This window comes from Rhodomicrobium sp. R_RK_3, assembly GCF_002198715.1.
Lineage (GTDB): Bacteria > Pseudomonadota > Alphaproteobacteria > Rhizobiales > Rhodomicrobiaceae > R-RK-3.
Map to the genome: position 1 here is coordinate 241,172 of NZ_MWLK01000015.1, position 16,506 is coordinate 257,677.

At 65.4% G+C, this 16,506-nt stretch carries 13 protein-coding genes; 5 read left to right on the forward strand and 8 right to left on the reverse strand.

Annotated elements, in window-relative coordinates:
- The first annotated feature begins 204 nt into the window (after positions 1–204).
- The gene (locus BLEFHOIH_RS07910) at positions 205–387 is read left to right on the forward strand and encodes a hypothetical protein (RefSeq protein ID WP_088344330.1); all 183 of its coding nucleotides are present in this window, start codon (positions 205–207) and stop codon (positions 385–387) included.
- A gap of 31 nt (positions 388–418) precedes the next feature.
- On the opposite strand, the gene BLEFHOIH_RS07915 is transcribed toward BLEFHOIH_RS07910, so the two are convergent.
- Complete coding sequence (locus BLEFHOIH_RS07915) at positions 419–1,429, reverse strand: tyrosine recombinase XerC (protein WP_088344121.1); 1,011 nt, start codon at positions 1,427–1,429, stop codon at positions 419–421.
- Positions 1,430–1,508: 79 nt separating this feature from the next.
- Positions 1,509–2,165, reverse strand: a complete 657-nt coding sequence (gene fsa, locus BLEFHOIH_RS07920) for a fructose-6-phosphate aldolase (protein WP_088344123.1) — start codon at positions 2,163–2,165, stop codon at positions 1,509–1,511.
- A gap of 263 nt (positions 2,166–2,428) precedes the next feature.
- Here fsa and BLEFHOIH_RS07925 point away from each other — a divergent pair, with 263 nt between their 5' ends.
- Entirely contained in the window at positions 2,429–3,412 is a 984-nt protein-coding gene (locus tag BLEFHOIH_RS07925; protein WP_088344124.1) for an MBL fold metallo-hydrolase, read from the forward strand.
- A gap of 31 nt (positions 3,413–3,443) precedes the next feature.
- On the opposite strand, the gene BLEFHOIH_RS07930 is transcribed toward BLEFHOIH_RS07925, so the two are convergent.
- From BLEFHOIH_RS07930 to BLEFHOIH_RS07955, 6 genes are all read right to left on the reverse strand, one after another.
- Positions 3,444–5,600 carry a DNA topoisomerase gene (locus BLEFHOIH_RS07930; RefSeq protein ID WP_088344125.1) on the reverse strand — a complete coding sequence of 719 codons (2,157 nt, stop codon included), beginning with the start codon at positions 5,598–5,600 and terminating at the stop codon, positions 3,444–3,446.
- A gap of 100 nt (positions 5,601–5,700) precedes the next feature.
- Entirely contained in the window at positions 5,701–6,156 is a 456-nt protein-coding gene (locus tag BLEFHOIH_RS07935; protein WP_088344126.1) for an MEKHLA domain-containing protein, read from the reverse strand.
- Positions 6,157–6,277: 121 nt separating this feature from the next.
- A complete protein-coding gene (locus BLEFHOIH_RS07940) occupies positions 6,278–8,500 on the reverse strand; it encodes a C1 family peptidase (RefSeq protein WP_088344128.1) in 2,223 nt (740 codons plus the stop codon).
- Positions 8,501–8,582: 82 nt separating this feature from the next.
- Positions 8,583–10,562 carry a DNA/RNA non-specific endonuclease gene (locus BLEFHOIH_RS07945; protein ID WP_088344130.1) on the reverse strand — a complete coding sequence of 660 codons (1,980 nt, stop codon included), beginning with the start codon at positions 10,560–10,562 and terminating at the stop codon, positions 8,583–8,585.
- Between the two features lie 229 nt (positions 10,563–10,791).
- On the reverse strand, positions 10,792–11,424 hold the full coding sequence (locus tag BLEFHOIH_RS07950; protein WP_088344132.1) for a hypothetical protein: 633 nt from the start codon (positions 11,422–11,424) through the stop codon (positions 10,792–10,794).
- 8 nt (positions 11,425–11,432) lie between these two features.
- Entirely contained in the window at positions 11,433–12,827 is a 1,395-nt protein-coding gene (locus BLEFHOIH_RS07955) for a selenium-binding family protein (protein WP_088344134.1), read from the reverse strand.
- Between the two features lie 646 nt (positions 12,828–13,473).
- Here BLEFHOIH_RS07955 and BLEFHOIH_RS07960 point away from each other — a divergent pair.
- The 3 genes from BLEFHOIH_RS07960 to BLEFHOIH_RS07970 all read left to right on the forward strand — a co-directional run bounded on the left by BLEFHOIH_RS07960 (position 13,474) and on the right by BLEFHOIH_RS07970 (position 16,404).
- Positions 13,474–14,253 carry an ATP-binding cassette domain-containing protein gene (locus tag BLEFHOIH_RS07960; RefSeq protein ID WP_088344136.1) on the forward strand — a complete coding sequence of 260 codons (780 nt, stop codon included), beginning with the start codon at positions 13,474–13,476 and terminating at the stop codon, positions 14,251–14,253.
- 18 nt (positions 14,254–14,271) lie between these two features.
- Positions 14,272–15,315 carry a sugar ABC transporter substrate-binding protein gene (locus BLEFHOIH_RS07965; RefSeq protein ID WP_088344138.1) on the forward strand — a complete coding sequence of 348 codons (1,044 nt, stop codon included), beginning with the start codon at positions 14,272–14,274 and terminating at the stop codon, positions 15,313–15,315.
- Between the two features lie 93 nt (positions 15,316–15,408).
- Positions 15,409–16,404 (forward strand): ABC transporter permease, encoded by a 996-nt coding sequence (locus tag BLEFHOIH_RS07970; protein ID WP_088344332.1) that lies wholly within the window; start codon positions 15,409–15,411, stop codon positions 16,402–16,404.
- The last annotated feature ends 102 nt before the right edge of the window (positions 16,405–16,506 follow it).

Sequence of the window (16,506 nt, forward strand, 5' to 3'; positions counted from 1 at the left end):
TCCCGCTTTAAGTGTAAGAACGCGCATTTTACCGCAAATAGGATGCTGCTTCGCGACCGCCCCAACAGCATCGACAATCCTGTCAGCGGCGCGGGCGAAGGCGGAACTCTCGGCGATTATGGCTGTTGGGTGCTAGGATGCGGACGCGGCGGTTTTGGGCCGCAGGGGCGGGCGCATGCCTGGAACGAAAAAGAGGGGAACTTCATGTCTCGGCCGACTTTCGCCATTTGGCTCATTTCAACCATTCTCGCCGTTGTCGTCATCCTGATGGTCTATGCCGGGGTCCGCGTCCCCGTGCTGTCGGACATCGTCGCCGGCCACACGTTCGAAGTGCTGCTGCTCGCCTATATCCTGATGTGGCTGGGCACCACTTTCGACGGGCTGTGATCGCTAAAATCTCATCATCCTATCGCTCGCATCAAACAGGCGGCGGCTTGTCCGGCGCCTGTTTGAGCGGCGTGTGTTCGCCGGCGCGCGGATGGGCGCGGTCATAGATGCGCAGCAGCGCTTCGCGGTCGACGTCGGTGTAGATCTGCGTCGTCGATAGGCTGGCATGGCCGAGCAATTCCTGGATCGCGCGCAGATCGGCGCCGTTCCCGAGGAGATGCGTCGCGAAGGAATGGCGCAGCGCGTGCGGCGTCGCCGTCTCCGGCAGGCCGAGCGCGCCGCGCATCCGGGCCATCAGCAATTGCAGGATGCGGGGCGAAAGCTGCCCGCCCTTGGCGCCCCGGAACAGCGGCCCCTCCGGCGGCAGTGGAAACGGGCATAGCGCGATATAATGCGCAACCGCTCGCTGGATCGCGGGCAGCACCGGTACCAGCCGCTCCTTGCCGCCCTTGCCCTTGACCCGGACGATATCGCGCGGGGGCACCGGCGCGTCGCGGCGGGCGATGCCGAGCGCTTCCGAAACCCGCAGGCCCGAGCCGTAGAGCAGCATCATGGCCGCGCCGTCGCGGGCGCCGATCCATTTCTCCTGGCCCCGCCCTTTCGCATCCCCGCTCTCAGCCATGACAGTGGCGGCCTTGGCGACGGTCAGGGGCTTCGGCACCGAATGCGGCACCTTGGGCAGCGCGACCGCGAGCACGGCGCGGTTTTTCAGCAGCGAGGCGCGTTCGAGGAAGCGGAAGAAGGCGCGCAGGGCGGAAATGCTGCGCGACAGGCTGCGGCTGCAAGCGCCGGACGCGCGGCGCGCGGCCATGAAGCCGCGCAGCTCCTGCGGCGTCAGCCGGTTCAGATGGCCGAGCGAGGCGGGCGCGCCGAGCCGTGTTTCCAGGAAGGCGAAGAACTGGCGGACATCGCGCTCATAAGCTTCGAGCGTATTGTCGGCATAGTCGCGCTCATTGCCGAGGAAAGCGAGCCAAGCGCGGACGGCAGCAACGGCATCGGGCGCGGCGGGGAAGACGGACGGCTCGTCTTGCGCGGCGCTCATGATTTGCCGCCCCCAATGCAGGGACGGAAGGGCCGGCTATCGAATGGTCTGCTGCGATTCCGGCCCATCGAACTCCACTCTACAAAATACTCTGGCCGGTCTTGGCCCAATCGGCGAGGAACTGCTCCAGGCCGCGGTCGGTCAGCGGATGGCTGGCGAGCTGGCGCAGCACGGCCGGCGGCAGCGTCGCCACGTCAGCCCCCGCCAGCGCGCATTCGGTGACATGGCGCGGATGCCGGATCGAGGCGGCGAGAATTTCAGTCTTCAGCGCCGGGTAATTGTCGTAGATCGCGCGGATGTCGCGGATGAGCGCCATGCCGTCCTCGCCGACATCGTCGAGCCGGCCGAGAAAGGGCGAGATGAAGGTCGCGCCGGCCTTTGCCGCCAGCAGCGCCTGATTGGCCGAGAAGCACAGCGTCACATTGACCATGGTGCCTTCGCCCGTCAGCGTCCGGCAGGCGGTCAGACCGTTCCAGGTCAGCGGCACTTTCACGGCGACATTGCCGGCGATCTCGGCGAGCCGGCGTCCCTCGGCGATCATGGCCTCGGCCTCCGTGGCGGCGACTTCGGCGCTCACCGGTCCGGGCACGACGGCGCAGATCTCTTTCACCGTCTCGATGAAATTGCGGCCGGATTTGGCGATCAGCGAGGGGTTGGTGGTTACGCCGTCGAGCATTCCGGTCGCGGCCAGGGCCCGGATTTCAGCGATATCGGCGGTGTCGACGAAAAACTTCATGGCCCACGTCCATTGGTCCGTTGTTTCATAGCGCGCCGGAGTTTACGTTTCGTTAATCGGTGCCGTCCGGGTGCGAACCCGGCGTCCCGGCTCCCACGTCCGGCCCCGCGCGCCCTCTATCTATACGGCAAATCACGGTCCCGGCGCCAAGAGAACGCGCTGATGCCATCTTTCAAGGCCAGCGTTGGCCCAAAAAATAGGCAATGGGAGGAAGCCGCCATTCGCGAGGGACGCTGGCCGGGCCAAGTCAAACAGGAGATACCATGACCTCTGAATTTTCGCTCAGCCGCCGCGAGCTGCTGACGGGCGCCGCCGCGCTCGCCGCTTTGCCGCTTCTCGGCGCCGTGCTGCCGGGCGCCGCCTTCGCCGCCGCGCCGCAGCTCGGGCCGATGCGCTCCTCGGTCTATCGCGCCAAGCTCGGCCAGTTCGAAGTCACCACCATCCTCGACGGCGCCATCCAGGTGGACGGGCCGCATCCGGTCTACGGCCAAAACCAGCCCGCCGAAGCGGTCAAGGCGTTCGCCGAGCAGAATTTCCTCTCCTCGAGCAAGATCGAGAACAGCTTCACGCCCGTCATCGTCAACACCGGCAAGGAAGTCGTGGTGTTCGACAGCGGCAATGGCGCGGCGCGCCGACCCTATGCGGGCAAGCTCGCGATCAAGCTGGGCGAGGCGGGGCTGAAGCCGGAGGATGTCGATGTCGTCGTCATCACCCACGGCCATCCGGACCACATTGGCGGTTTGATGGAGGACGGCAAGCCGCTCTTCCCCAAGGCCCGCTATGTTATCGGCGAGACGGAATATAATTTCTGGACCCATAAGGACCGGCTCGCCGGGCCGACCGAAGCCATCGCCAAGCTGGTGCAGACCAATGTCGTGCCGCTGGCCGACAAGATGACATTCATCAAGCCTGACGCCGAAGTCGTCCCCGGCATCCGCGCCGTCAATGCCTTCGGCCATACGCCGGGCATGCTGGCCTATCATGTCGAGAGCGACGGCAAGCGTTTCCTGATCATGGCCGACGTCACCAATCATTATGTGATGTCGCTTATGAAGCCGGACTGGCATGTCCGCTTCGACATGGACAAGGACACCGCGACCGCCACCCGCAAACGCATCCTCGACATGCTGGCGACCGACCGGCTGCCGGTGACGGGCTATCACATGCCGTTCCCGTCCATCGGCTTCGTCGAGAAGACGGCGGACGCCTATCGCTGGGTGCAGGCAAGCTATCAGTTGCACCTGTAGCCGCGGAACGGGCCGCGCCTGTCGCTGAAAGTTAGCCGTGCTGGTCGAGGAAGCGGCGGCAGGATTGGAAATCGCGGTCATAGCCGGAGGGCAGGGCGACGCCTTTCGACTTGGCGAGACTCTGCGCGTAACTGACCATGCGCGCCGTCGGCGCCTGGCTTCGCGGCGGCGGCGCGGACGGCTCCTGGGCCGGGGCGGCGGCCTCGGCCGCCTTGGGCTTTCTTGCCCGCTTCGGCGCGGCGGTCCCGGATGTCTTGGCCGGTTTGGGCCCGCCCGCCGCTTTTGCCGAAGCCTTCGGCTTGCGCGCGGCCCGCGCCTTGCCGCTCGGCGCGGCGGACGGGGCGGCTTGCAGATCGACCGCCCCTTTCGGCCGCTGCCGCAGCGCCGCGATCAGCGCCTCGGCTTCGGCGGCGATGCCGTCGATCACCGTCCGGAAGTCGGCGCGGCCGGTGACGACGGCGTCGAGCTGCATCTCCCATTGCGCCGTCGTGCCGGGATCGACCAGGGCCGGCGCGGCGTCGCGCAGCAGCTCGAAAAGCTGGAGCCCGGCCTCGGTCGGCACCACGAGCTTGCCATCCGCCGCCAGCAAATTCTGCCGCTTCAGCCCCTTGATGATCTCGGCGCGGGTCGCGGGCGTGCCGATGCCCTTGGCCTCCTTCAGCCGCTCGCGCATGGCGGGCGCCTCGACGAAACGCCAAGCGTTCTGCATGGCGTCGATCAGCGTGCCTTCATTATAGCGCGGCGGCGGCACGGTGCGCTTGGCCTCGACGCGTGGCTCGCGCAGCGTCGCCGCTTCGCCATCCGCGAGCGGCGGTAGCGTCTGCTCGGCGTCATCGCCGCCGTCCGGATCGGCGCCGCCATAGACCGCCTTCCAGCCCTGCACCAGCGGGATGCGGCCAGAGGCGCGGAACTCGGCAGACTTGCCGCCGGGCACCGGAACGGCCATCGTCACCACGGTCTGACGATATTCGAAATCCGGCATCATCGCCGCCAGATAAGAGCGGCAGATCAGCGCGAACAGCCGCTTCTCGTCGTCGCTGAGACGGGTCAGCCGGCGCTCCAGATCGTCCATCACATTGACGTTGGGCACCACGGCGTGATGCGAGACGCCCTCCAGCGCCTTGTCGCTGAAATGCCCCGACTTGCCCTTGCGGATCACCGGCTTGCTCAGGTCGAGATGGGCAAAGCCCCGCAAACCCGTCAGCGCGCCGGTGATGACGGGGACGTCGGCGATCTGATTCTCGGTCAGATATCGCGCCTCGGCGCGCGGATAGGTGATGAGCTTCTTGCCGTCGCCATCATAGAGCTCCTGCGCGATGGAGAGGGTCTTGTCCGCCGTCCAGCCCCATTTCGCCGAGCAGGTTTTTTGCAGGGCGGGCAGGTCGAACAGTTTTGGCGGACCCTGGCGGCAATGCTCGACCGATACGCCGAGCGCGCCGCGATGATCGGCGGCGGCACGGCAGATGGCGTCGGCGCGGGCGCGGTCCTTGAGGCGCTGCTTGGGCGGCGGCGCGTGGCGCATCGGAAACGTCCCGCCTTCGACATGCGCCGTGGCGACGATCTCGAAATAATCCTCCGGCTTGAAATTGCGGATCTCCAGCTCGCGCAGACAGATGATGCCGAGCGTCGGCGTCTTGACGCGGCCGATGCCGATGACGCCGCGCGTGCCGGGCGCGAGCAGTGTCTTGGTCGCCGTGCGGGTGAGCGAGAGATTGAAGATCTGGTCGGCCTGCTGGCGGGCGACGGCGGCCTCGTAGAGCGGGCGCAACTCCTGGTTCGGCTTCAGCGCGTCGAAGGCTTGCCGGATGGTCTTTGGGTCCTGGGCGGTGAACAGCGCCCGCCGGACGCGGCCGCGATAGCGCAAATGCTCGAGGATTTCCTGGCCGATGAGCTGGCCCTCGCGGTCGCAGTCGGTGGCGAGGATGACTTCGTCGCATCCCTTCAGCGCGGCGGCGATGGCCTTCAGCTTGCCCGGCTTATTGCCCTGCAACGACGGCTTGGTCGGATAGAGCCCGTCGGGCTTGAGCAGCACGCAGGACCAGCTTTTCCAGCCTGCATTGACCTCGTCCGGTTCGGCGAGACGAAGCAGATGGCCCTCCGCCGGCAGGATTTGCCCGAAGCGATCGCCGAGCGCGAGGCGCAAATCCTTGGCCTGGCTGGTTTTCTCGGTGATGATCAATGTCGCCATGGCCCGCCGCGCGCTGTGATTCTGTCGGCATCAGCCTAGCGAAGACGGGCTAAAGGGCAACCGGTCGGGGGCGAGCTATCAACTGCGGCGTTGGGCGCGCCTACGCATCGTGCCAGCGCGGGAAGGTGGCCGCCTGGCCGCGCATCTCGCCATGATCGTCGATGAGCTGCCAGATGGTGCAATCCTCGATCCAGAAGCGGCGGCCGGATTTGGCAATGCGCAGGCCGCGATATCCGGCGGCGAAGCCTTGCAGCCTCACCCGATCCAGGAGCCGCTGGCGATCCTCCTGGCTTGACGGCTCGGCGGACAGGCGCGAGGGCAGGGCGGTGAACGCGTCCCAATCATACTCGAAACAGGCCTGGGCCGCTCGGTTGGCATAGATGAAGCGCGGATCGGCGTCGGTATTATGCGCCAGCACGCAAAAAGGCGCGTCTTCGTAAAGCCAGCGGGCCTGCTGCGCGTCATCGCCCGCGGGGCCGGCGAGCGGCGCTCCGACCAGCCGGCGATAGCTGCCGGCGAGCAGGCGGTAGAAATCGGTATCGAGGGCAAGGCTCATGGGCTCGGCTCGCTGCTGCGCTGAAGGCTCGAGCTTGAGCAGGTTTCGCGGCCCGGCAAAGGGGGCGGATCGTCGCCGCCCCATCAATTTTGCGCCAGCGTCGCGGGCAGTGGCCCCGAGTCTATTTGAAATGGCGGTTGCCATCCTTGTCGACAAAGACGACCGCCCGCGAGGGCTTGCCGAAATAATGCCCATCCCCGAGCGGCCTGTCCAAGATCCGATTGAGCATGGTGCTGAGGATTTCGCGGTTGAGGCTGAGATCGTGGTGCAGCGAGGAATCGGCCTGGTCCTCGTTCGCCTGGGTAAAGTGGGTGCTCACATTGCGGCCGGCGCGGCCGATCTCGCCGCGCGCGTTCCGCCCGATGGCGAGCAGGGGCAGCACGCGCTGGCGCAACCCGTCCTGCTCCAGCTCCTCGCTGCGGTCCTTGTGACCCATCGCCAGCACCCGGGTCCACAGCTCCGGCCAGGCCCCGCCATAGTCGTCGGAGAAGCGGTCGAGGCGGAGGGCGAGGTCGCTGAGCAGATAGAGGTCGAGCTGTTCGACGATGAATTCATCCGACCGGCGCCGTCGCCCCGGGCGCCCATCCTTGTCGCCGAGAACGGCCTCGAACAGGTCCCGGCGGGCGCGGTCGACCGCGACCAGCGGCGAAATCAAGCTGCCGGAGGAAAAGACCGGGCAGCGATCGAAACGGTCATGATTGGCGAGGCATTCGAGCAGCACCTGGGCGCCGAAGCCATGCGCGGCGATATGGAAGGAAATTGTGCCCTTGCGGTAGCGGTCTTCGAGGGCGGCGAACAGCGCGTTCAGGCAGCTCGCCGCGTTGAAACCGCCGGCCTCCTCCTCCGGCACATCACCGCCGGCGAGCCGGCGCGTATCGGGATCGGGGCGGTCGCGCACGAACATGCGCCGGGCGCCGCAGCGCAGCTCGCGCAGCATCCGATTGGCGGGGATGGCGAGACGCTCCTCGATCAGCCGGTCGCGGACGTTGCGCCGCCGGTCCGAGATGTTCAGCGAATGCTGGAGCACGTCTTCGATGGTGCGGCGGACGAGGGCGGCGAGCTCCCGGAACAGCGCGGATTCCCAGACGAAGAACAGGGGATAGACGCCATGCTCGCGAAAGACCGGGCTGATCTCGGCGAGCTGCGCGGCGAGTTCGCTTTCATCCGGCCAGCCGCCGAGAAAATAGATGAGGACATGGCGGTAGCGAAAGGCGTCGCCGCGCGAGGCATTTTTTGTCGGCGCGCTCTCCTCCTCGTTGGGGCGGTCGCGGATCAGCCTGAAGGTCTCGGTCAGGGTGCGCTGATTGACGTTATAGGCGCCGTATTCGTCGAGCGCGCCGTCGCGGAAGGGCAGCATGTGGCCGAGCACGTCGAGGCGCGAGGGCGCCGAGAAGTCGCGTTGGGGCTTGCCGAGAAAATGCGTCTCTGCCCGGTTGACGAACGGGCTGTAAGCGCGCAGGCGCCCGGCATTGCAGCCGGTCACCTTGGGCGGCAGCACGGCAAGGCGCATCACCCAGGCATCGCAGAAGGTGGCGGCCCAGTCCGGATAGGTCCAGAGCGCGCGGCCATTATCGCCCCAGTCGCGGCCCCAGCTATTCTGGATCCAGAAGCCGTTGTCATTATAGCCGACCACGGCGAAGGCGTGCATCTTCTCGAGCGGTCGTTCGCCCTGCACCACGACATTGCTGAAGGGGATCGTGCCGTCCTCGTCCGGCCGCATCCAGCCGTCATGCACGTAGGAGGAGGCGACCAGCACGCGGGCCTCGTTGAGCGCGGCGTGCATGTCCGGCAGGCGCGGGCAAACCCGGTAATAGGCGCCGAGCTGGATGGCGCGCGCCTTGTCGGCAAGCTCCTTGGTCATGTACCAGGGCGACGGGTTCGGTCCCGCCCAGCCGAGGCCGAACGCATCCTCCTCCTGCATCGAGCAGACGCCGTTGTAGAAGAAGCCTTTCAGCCCGCCGCGCAAGGAAGATCCCGAATAGTTCTCACCGGCCCATTCATCGTGGAAGCGGGCCGTCTCATAGAGCATGCGCGCGCTGACCCAGGGCGCCTCGAGCGTCCAGGCTTCCGGATGATCGTCATCCTCGACGATGGTGCGGGCGCGCAGATGGTCGATGACGGCCGCCATGGCGTAGCCGACGCAGGAACCCTCCCGGCCCTGGTCGCGGACGCGGGCGGCGCTCCACCATTTGGCGTCCCCGTCCGACCAGGGCTCCAGCCTGCGGCGCAGGGAAATCAGCGGCGGGTTGTAGACGCGGTCGCGCGAATCCGGCGCGTCGGGGATGACGTTGAAGTCGTAGGGGCTTCCGGAAAGGGATTCGGAGATGGCGAATTTGCTGGCCACGGAGGGTCACCGATGCTGACGCGATGAAAGCGGGCGCCGGTTTTCCCGCGCCCGCCAAGGTGCAACCGCCGTGGGGCGGCGATCACATGACGATGTCTTCCAGCTCCCGCAGCCGCTTGAAATGGCTGTCGAGGCTCGCGGCCGGCCGGGAGGTCTCGGCGCTTTCCTGCCGCATCCGTTCGCGCGTGCGCTCGGTGAGGCCGAAAGTGTCCGCGTCCTTAAGCTTGTGGAAATCGAGACCAGTGATGCGCTCGAGCTGCTCGACGGTGATCTGAAACGTCTCGAAGCCCTGGCCGAAGACGATTTCCAGATCGCCCGGCTTCACCAGGCTGCGCTGCGACATCACGAAGGCCTGGGCCTGCAATTGCTGCTGCCGCCGCCGGCCGCTCGGCGCCGTCGAGGCGATGACCTTCCAGAACTCCATCGGCACTTTGACGCCGCTATTGCGCAGCTCCGGATCGTTGTCGCCGAAAATGCAGCCGACGAAGACGCTGACGCGGGCGTTGCGGTCATCGACCGTCTGCAGGATATGCTCTTCCAGATCGTTCCAGATCTTCTGGTTGAGGTCCTTATGCTGCGGGGCGATGTTGGGGTAGAACATGCTGTCGGTATTGGCCTGCCGCGCCGCGTCCTCCTCGCCCCAGCAGGGATCGAGCCGGCGGACGAGATGGCCGCGGTCGAAATCGTTCGAGCGATAGAGGGCGTCGCCGGCCTGGCGCTCCACCGGCAAACGCGGATCGAGCTGGAATTTGCTGGCGCGTCGGGGATTGCGCAGGCTGTTGCCGTCAATATTGGACGCGGCGCAATAAGCGAGCCGCCTCTCCGCATTCATGATGACGGAGAAATGCCGGTATTTCAGCACGATATCGCGGTCCGGGGTCTCCGCCGCCCTGGCCGCCTGCACGAGGTTGAGCAGCGGCATGGGCAGGCTGAGATCGCCGTCGCCGAGGAAGTTGGGGTCATAGCCGTCGCGGTCGTCGAAATTGATGTTCAGCGGCCGGGCTTCGGACGGGTCGGTGCCGGCATGGCCGGCGGCGCCGTTCGTGCGGGGCGTATCGCGCGGGCGGAAATCGACGACATGGATCTGGCTCTTGCGCAGCCGGTCGAGGATGAACTCGGCCTTGACGGCGTAATTCTGCTCCTGCGGCCTGCCGCCGAAATGCAGTCCGAGCGCCGCGCCGGTGCGGACGTCGAAGACGGCCGAGCCCGAATTGCCGCCGAGCGTGGTGCAATTATGGGTGAAGACCTCGGTCTGATGCTGGGGGTCCATGATGCGGCCGGGGGCGAAGCGCTTCTTTTCGAACTTGCCCTGGAAGATGCGGATGAACGGGTCGCGCGGGTTGTTGCGCAGGTCATTGGCGGGATAGCCGACGGTGCCGATGAACTCGGCGCTGCGCAGATCGGTGCTGAGCGGGACGGGCTCGAGCTTGAGCTGGCCGGCGGTGTTCTTCGCCAACCGCATGAGCGCGAGATCGACGATGCTGTCGATCGGCTCGATGTGGATCAGCGACCCGATCAGATATTCAAGCTCGGTGTCGCTGCCGAATTCCTCGGCGAAGTCCACGCAGACCTGGATGTCCTTCCTGAGCTGCGGCGTCTGCCTCATCTCGCAGAACAATTCGGCGACGTGCCGGTTGGTGATGAGAACGTCGTCGTCGACCAGCCAGCAGGTGCCCGCCCATTTCAGGCTCGGATGGTTTTTCAGGTCGACCCGGCCGACACTGCGGATGACGCCCTTGATCGCCTCGCGATGCGGGTTGAGGCGGCTGCGCCAAACGGGCTCGGCCGGCTCTTCGAAATCGCCGTTCTTGACCATGAGGGACGGATAGCCGGTGACCATGATTATGGCTTCCGCCGTGCCGGGCGCGGACAGGTCGGCCTTGCCGGCGACGACTTTTTCCAGCGCGGATTCCAGATCGGGCGCGGTGCGCACCGATTCCAGGCCGTTGGAGGTGCCCTTGAGGACGGTCTCGGCCGTCGCTTTCAGGGCATTGTTGCTTTTGAGACCGCTGAAAACCTCCCGGTCTTGAAGCTGGGATTGCAAGACATTCATCGCAGTCATTGCTTAACACCTCGATTGCATACGCTGGGACAAGTCATTGCGTGCGAGATGTCTTTGCACGCCAAGCAGCATTCCATAATTAATCCGGCAGGCGCTAAACATTCGTAAGATTGCGTATGACAGTTTGCCTCGAATTGAGTATTCGGAGCGGAGACGTGGCCTTCTTCACAGATCGAATAGTGTGAGAGGCTGTGGGCGGCCGCAGTTGAGGGCTCGGAATTGGCCCGCGCTACAGATTGGTGAGCAGAACGACCCCTGTCGCGGCCAGCGCGGCGCTCCAGATCCAATCGAAATTGAGCCAGGCGCTGCGCAGGATGCCCAGGCCGATCCAGCGATAGACGGCGATGGCGATAGCCGCCGTGACCGCCAGCATCGCGCCTGTATGCACCAGCACGGCGGCGAGCGCGATCATCGGCGATTGCGTGCCGCCGAGCGCCTGTACCGGCGAGGCGGCGAGGCAAAGCGGCATCAGCGCGGGCAGGATCATCAGCCCGGCGCCATGCGCGGTGGCCATCAGGAAGGACCACAGCAGCAGCCCGCCGAAACCGGCGGTCATGCCGATGCGGACGCGGTGGCGGTGGCCGTAGAACTGGATCCACGCCGCCCAGCCGATCAGCAGTAGCCCGGCTCCGGCATAGATCCATCGCCCATCGACCAGCGCGCCGGTCGCGACGGCGAGGCCGGCGACGATGCCGATCGACAGCAGATGGCCGATGGCCAGCGGCGGCAGGGCCCAGAGCACCGCCGCCATGCTGCCGCGATGCAGGCCGAGCGCCACCGCGAACAGCCAGCCCATCGCCGGGTTCAGGCCGTGAAAGGCCCCGAGTCCTGCCAGCAGCAGCCAGGGCCAGGCGTCACTCATTCAGCCGCCTATGGGTAGCAATAGGAATCCGAGGAGCAGTCGCCGCCTTCCAGCCGCACCTGATGCGGACGGTGCGATTTCGGCCATTCGACGAAGAATTTCTCGTCGAAGGCGATGCCGCCCTCCGGATTGACGTCGAGCTTCACCATCCAGCCGTCGATGCCTTCGGGATAGAATTGCTCGTCGATGACGCCGTAGAGCGAGTTGGTAAAATAGACGCGGCGGCCGTCGCGGCTGATCTCGACCATCTGCGGACCGCCGTTCAGCGCGCCGTTCTTGGCGCCGGGATGTGTCGCCCTCGAGACGATGCCGCCGATGCGCACCTTGCCGGTCAGCTTGGGGTCGAACGGATCGGAGACGTCATATTGCAGCAAGTCGCCGGTGCCCCAGCAGGAGATGTAGAGGAATTTGTCGTCCATCGACAGGTCGATGTCGGTGACTAGCGGCGGCACGGCGCCGAAACCTTTCAGCATAGGCGGCAGCTTGTCGGGATCCGCCGGCTCGGCCGGGATTTCGATGATCTTCTTCACCGCCCATTGGTCGCCGTCGCGGAACCATGTCCAGATCGAGGAGGACAGGTTTTCCAGGCTCAGCACGCAGTTGACGAAGCCATAGGCCTTGGTCGGGTTGTGCGCGGGCCGCAGCTCGAAGACCAGTTGCTGCTTGTCGCCGAAATCGATGGTCTGCTGGTGCTTGCGGGTGTGCAGGTCCCAGAAATGCAGCCGGCGGCCATATTTCGCGCCGAGCAGGATTTCCGGCACCAGCCCTTCCTCGAACATGTCGGGCGTGCCCCATTCGCTGGTGACCATGGTGTCATGACCGAGATGCCACCAGGCGTCGTAGGCGAGTTGCTGCGGGCCGCGCTCGATTTCCCATTGGCCGCGGATGTCGAACGTCTCGTGGTCCATCAGGAAGATGCCGCCCGGGGCCTTGCCTTCGGCATTGCCCAGCGCGGCGACATAGATGCCCTCCGGTCCGCAATGCACCGTGTGCGGGCGCGTATAGCCAGCCTTCTCGGCCACTTCGGCGGGCTCGATGACTTTCACGATCTGCGGTTTGCGCGGATCGTGCTTGGTGTCGATGATGTGGATGCGCGAGGAACGGAGGCCGGGCACGACGAGATAGCGGCGCTCGGTATGCGGATGCGGCGCATTCGGGCACAGGCATGAGGAGCAGGCGTTCCAGCCGAAATGATGCAGCTCGTCCCCCGCATTCGGCATCGCCACCTGTTCGATGATCGTGCCGTAGGTCGCGGAGGCCGGATCGACATCGACGACGGCGATGGCATCTGGCGTCTGGCGCGCCGGATCGAAGGCGGCGACATAGGCGACGGTCTCCGCCGGCGCCTTCATCGCCATGCGCGGGGAGGGGTAGAATGTCGGATCGGGTTTCCAGCTTGCCATGTCCGGTTCTCCTTATGCTTATGGGTCTTTCAACAAACGCCTGGACACCCGCGCCGCGACCGCAATCGAGACATGTGTTGGAGCGGAACCGTTCAGCGGCGCGTGCCATCGACGCCGTGCTCACCTTAGAGAGCGAAGATCATATAATGACTTGGCCCGGTTGACGCCTGGAGAATTCAGGCAAACTCCCAGATTATTTCATGCCGGGGCGCCGGCGTTCGGCGGGTAATGCTACATCCGCCTTTCGAGGGACGTCTTGCAATCTTCGCGTTCACCCGATTGGCGGTCCTCGCAACACAGGCGCGGCCTCCCTCTCAGAGGCGATGAATTCGCCAAACGCGGTCGCGGTGAAGTGTCGCGCCTTTTGGCCGCGCTCAATTTCAAGGCAGCAGCGTTAAGGCGCGCCCGGACAGGCCGCGACTCAAAACGTGCATTCCCCGGCACGTCGCGCAAGGATTGCACCAAACGGGGCAGGTTTTTTCAATCCTGCCCGTAGATTAGGCTGCGCAATTCAGAATGCTCTCCTGCATTGCCGCTGTGTCGCCGCCGTTGTAGAGTGCTGATCGCAAAAGGCAGAAAGCGCCGAGCCGGGTTCGGCGACCAGCCAATTCCGACGAAATCCTGCGGCCGTGGGGGCGATCGCGAGATGAGCGATCTGATTCTTCAGCTCGACACCATCATCAAGAATTTTGGCGCCATCGAAGCGCTGCGCGGCATCAGTTTCGCGGTCAAGCGCGGCGAGGTGGTGGCGCTGCTCGGCGACAATGGCGCCGGCAAATCGACGCTCGTGAAAATCATCTCCGGCGGCCTGCAGCCGACCTCGGGACGGGTCATGTTCGACGGCGCCGAGCGCCATTTCGCCTCGCCGGCGGAGGCCAAGGCTGCTGGCATCGAGACCGTCTACCAGGACCTCTCGCTCTGCACCAATGTCGATGTGGTTGCGAATTTCTTCATGGGCCGCGAGATCGTCAAGCGCATCTTCGGCATCCCGATCCTGCAGGAGCGCGCCATGCAGGCGGTGGTCGAGACCGCGATGGCGAACGCCGGCACCAGAATCCCGTCGATGCGTACGAATGTCGAGCATCTGTCCGGCGGCCAGCGCCAGGCGATCGAGCTGAACCGCTTCGTGCATTGGGGCGGCAAGCTGGTGCTGCTGGACGAGCCTTTCGCGGCGCTCGGCGTCGAGCAGACGCGGCGCGGCCTCGAGATGATCAAGCGCATCGCGGGCCAAGGCATCGGCGTCGTCATCATCACCCATATCATGGCCCAGGCCTTTCAGGTCGCGGACCGCATCGTCGTCATCCGACAAGGGCAGGTTGCGGGCAATATCGAGCGGGCGAAAACCAGCCCCGACGAGGTTGTGCGCATGATCACCGGGGAGGGGTTCGCGCAGCCGGTCCCCGCCGCCGGAATGGCAGGGACGTAGCACGAGAGGAGGGGTCGAATGAGACGGATCGTATGGAGCACGATGGCGGCGCTGGCGCTGGCCATCATTGCGGCGGCATCGCCCGCCATGGCCCAGAGCAAGGGCAAGATCTATTACATGGTGCCGACGCTGCTGGACGAGTTCCAGACCGGCTCGGTCGATGCCATCACCAAATTCATGAAGGATGTCGGCTATGAGACGGTCACGCTCAATGCCGACAACAAGACCGACGTCCAGCAAAGCCAGATGAATGACGTCATCAATCTGAAGCCCAAGGCCATCGTCCTTGCGGCCGTGGATTTCGGCGCGCTGGCTCCGTATATCGACAAGGCGCGCGCCGCCGGCATCCCGGTCATGATCTTCGACCGGCAGATCACCACCACGAAGTCCGACCTGACTTCGGTCGCCGGAACGGTCGAGATCGGCCAGATCGCCGCCGACGAGATCGAGAAGCTGCTGAAGACCAAGAACGGCGCGGTGAAGGGCAAGGTGCTGCAGGTGCTCGGCGATCCGGGCGACCCCTACACGCTCGACATCCAAAAGGGTTTTGAGGACAAGATGAAGGCGTTCCCGGACGTCAAGATCATCTCGCTCCCCGCCCTGCAATGGGAAGCCTCCAATGCCGGCACCATCGTCGCCGACCAACTGGTCGCCAACCCTGACATCGACCTGATCTTCGTCCACGCCGCCCATCTGGCGGTGACGGCGGTCGCCTCGCTCGAGGCCAAGGGCAAGAAGCCGGGCGATGTGCTGCTGGTCTCCTCGAACGGCGCTCCGGTCGGGCTGGATCTGATCCGAAAAGGCTGGGAGCAGGTCGAGGTGGAGCAGCCGCTCTACGCGCAGGCCGCCGCGCTCGCCATGTTCGCCGACAAGGTGATTGCTAAGCAGGAGCTCAAGCCGGGCTCGTACAAGGTGCTCGGCCTGGACTCGACGCTGACCACCGAAGCCTGGGGCGCCAACATCAAGATCCCCGGCGCCGCGATCAGCAAGGCCAATATCGACGAGCCGCGCTTCTGGGGCAACATGAAGGCCCCGACCGAGCCGGTTAAGCCCGTCGAATAGTCCCGCCGCAATCAGCCAGCCGGTCTGCCCCGCGCAGACCGGCGCCGCCTGCCCATCCCGGCCCGGCCGATCCTTCGGAGCTGTCCTCAAATGATGTCTTCCCGCCGCCGGGATGTGATCGAATTCCTTCTCAACAATCTGGTCTGGCTGCTTTTGGTGGCCGTCCTCGTCGTGTTCTCACTGACGGTGCCGAACTATTTCCAGATCGGCATCTTCGCCAACATCATCGAGCAATCGACCTATGTCGGCGTCATCGCCATCGGCCTCGCCATCTGCATCATCGCCGGCAATATGGATCTCTCGGTGGAATCGGTCGCCGCGCTGACCGCGATGGTCGTCGGCATCCTGTTCTGCTCGCGCGGCGTTGGCCTCGGCTACAGTTTTTCGCCCGAATGGCTGGTCGTGCCGATTTCGCTCGCCATTGCGCTGGGGGTCGGTGCGGTCATCGGCGCGCTGAACGGCTGGCTGGTGGTCGGGCTGAAGATGAACGCCTTCATCGCCACGCTCGCCTCCTATATCTGGGTGCGCGGGCTGGTGGTGGCGCTGTCCGGTGGCCGCTCGGCGCAGGATCTGGCGCCGTCGCTGCGCGTCATCGGCATCCAGACCGTGCTCAACATCCCGCTGACCGCCTGGGTCGCCATCGCCTGCTTTGCCGGCTTCTCCTTCGTCATGGCGAAGACGCCTTTCGGGCGGCACGTCACCATGATCGGCGGCAACCCGGTCGCGACTTTCCGCGCGGGCATCAAGGTTGATCGGCTGGTGGTGATTACCTTCGTGCTGGCGGGCGCGATCGCGGGGCTGGCGGGCTGGCTGCTCGCCATCCGCTCCTCCGGCGCGACGGCCAATCTCGGCACGGGCATGCTGTTCAACGCCTTCGCCGCGGTGGTGATCGGCGGCGTCAGCCTGAAGGGCGGCATCGGCCGCCTGCCGGGCGTCTATGCCGGGGTGCTGCTGCTATCCTCGATCCACACCGCCATCAATCTGATGGGCCTGCCCGCCCATTACACGCAGATGATCCTGGGCGGGCTGGTGCTGGCCGCCGTGCTGCTGGATACGGTGAAACTGTCTATCCGGCAGCGCTTGGCGTGAGAGAGGCGAGGCCCGTTTTTGTCATCCCCGCGAAAGCGGGGATCCAGTAAACGGCAAAGTCAGGCGCGGCGCCCTGCATTGCGCCGAATGCTGCGGAGTACT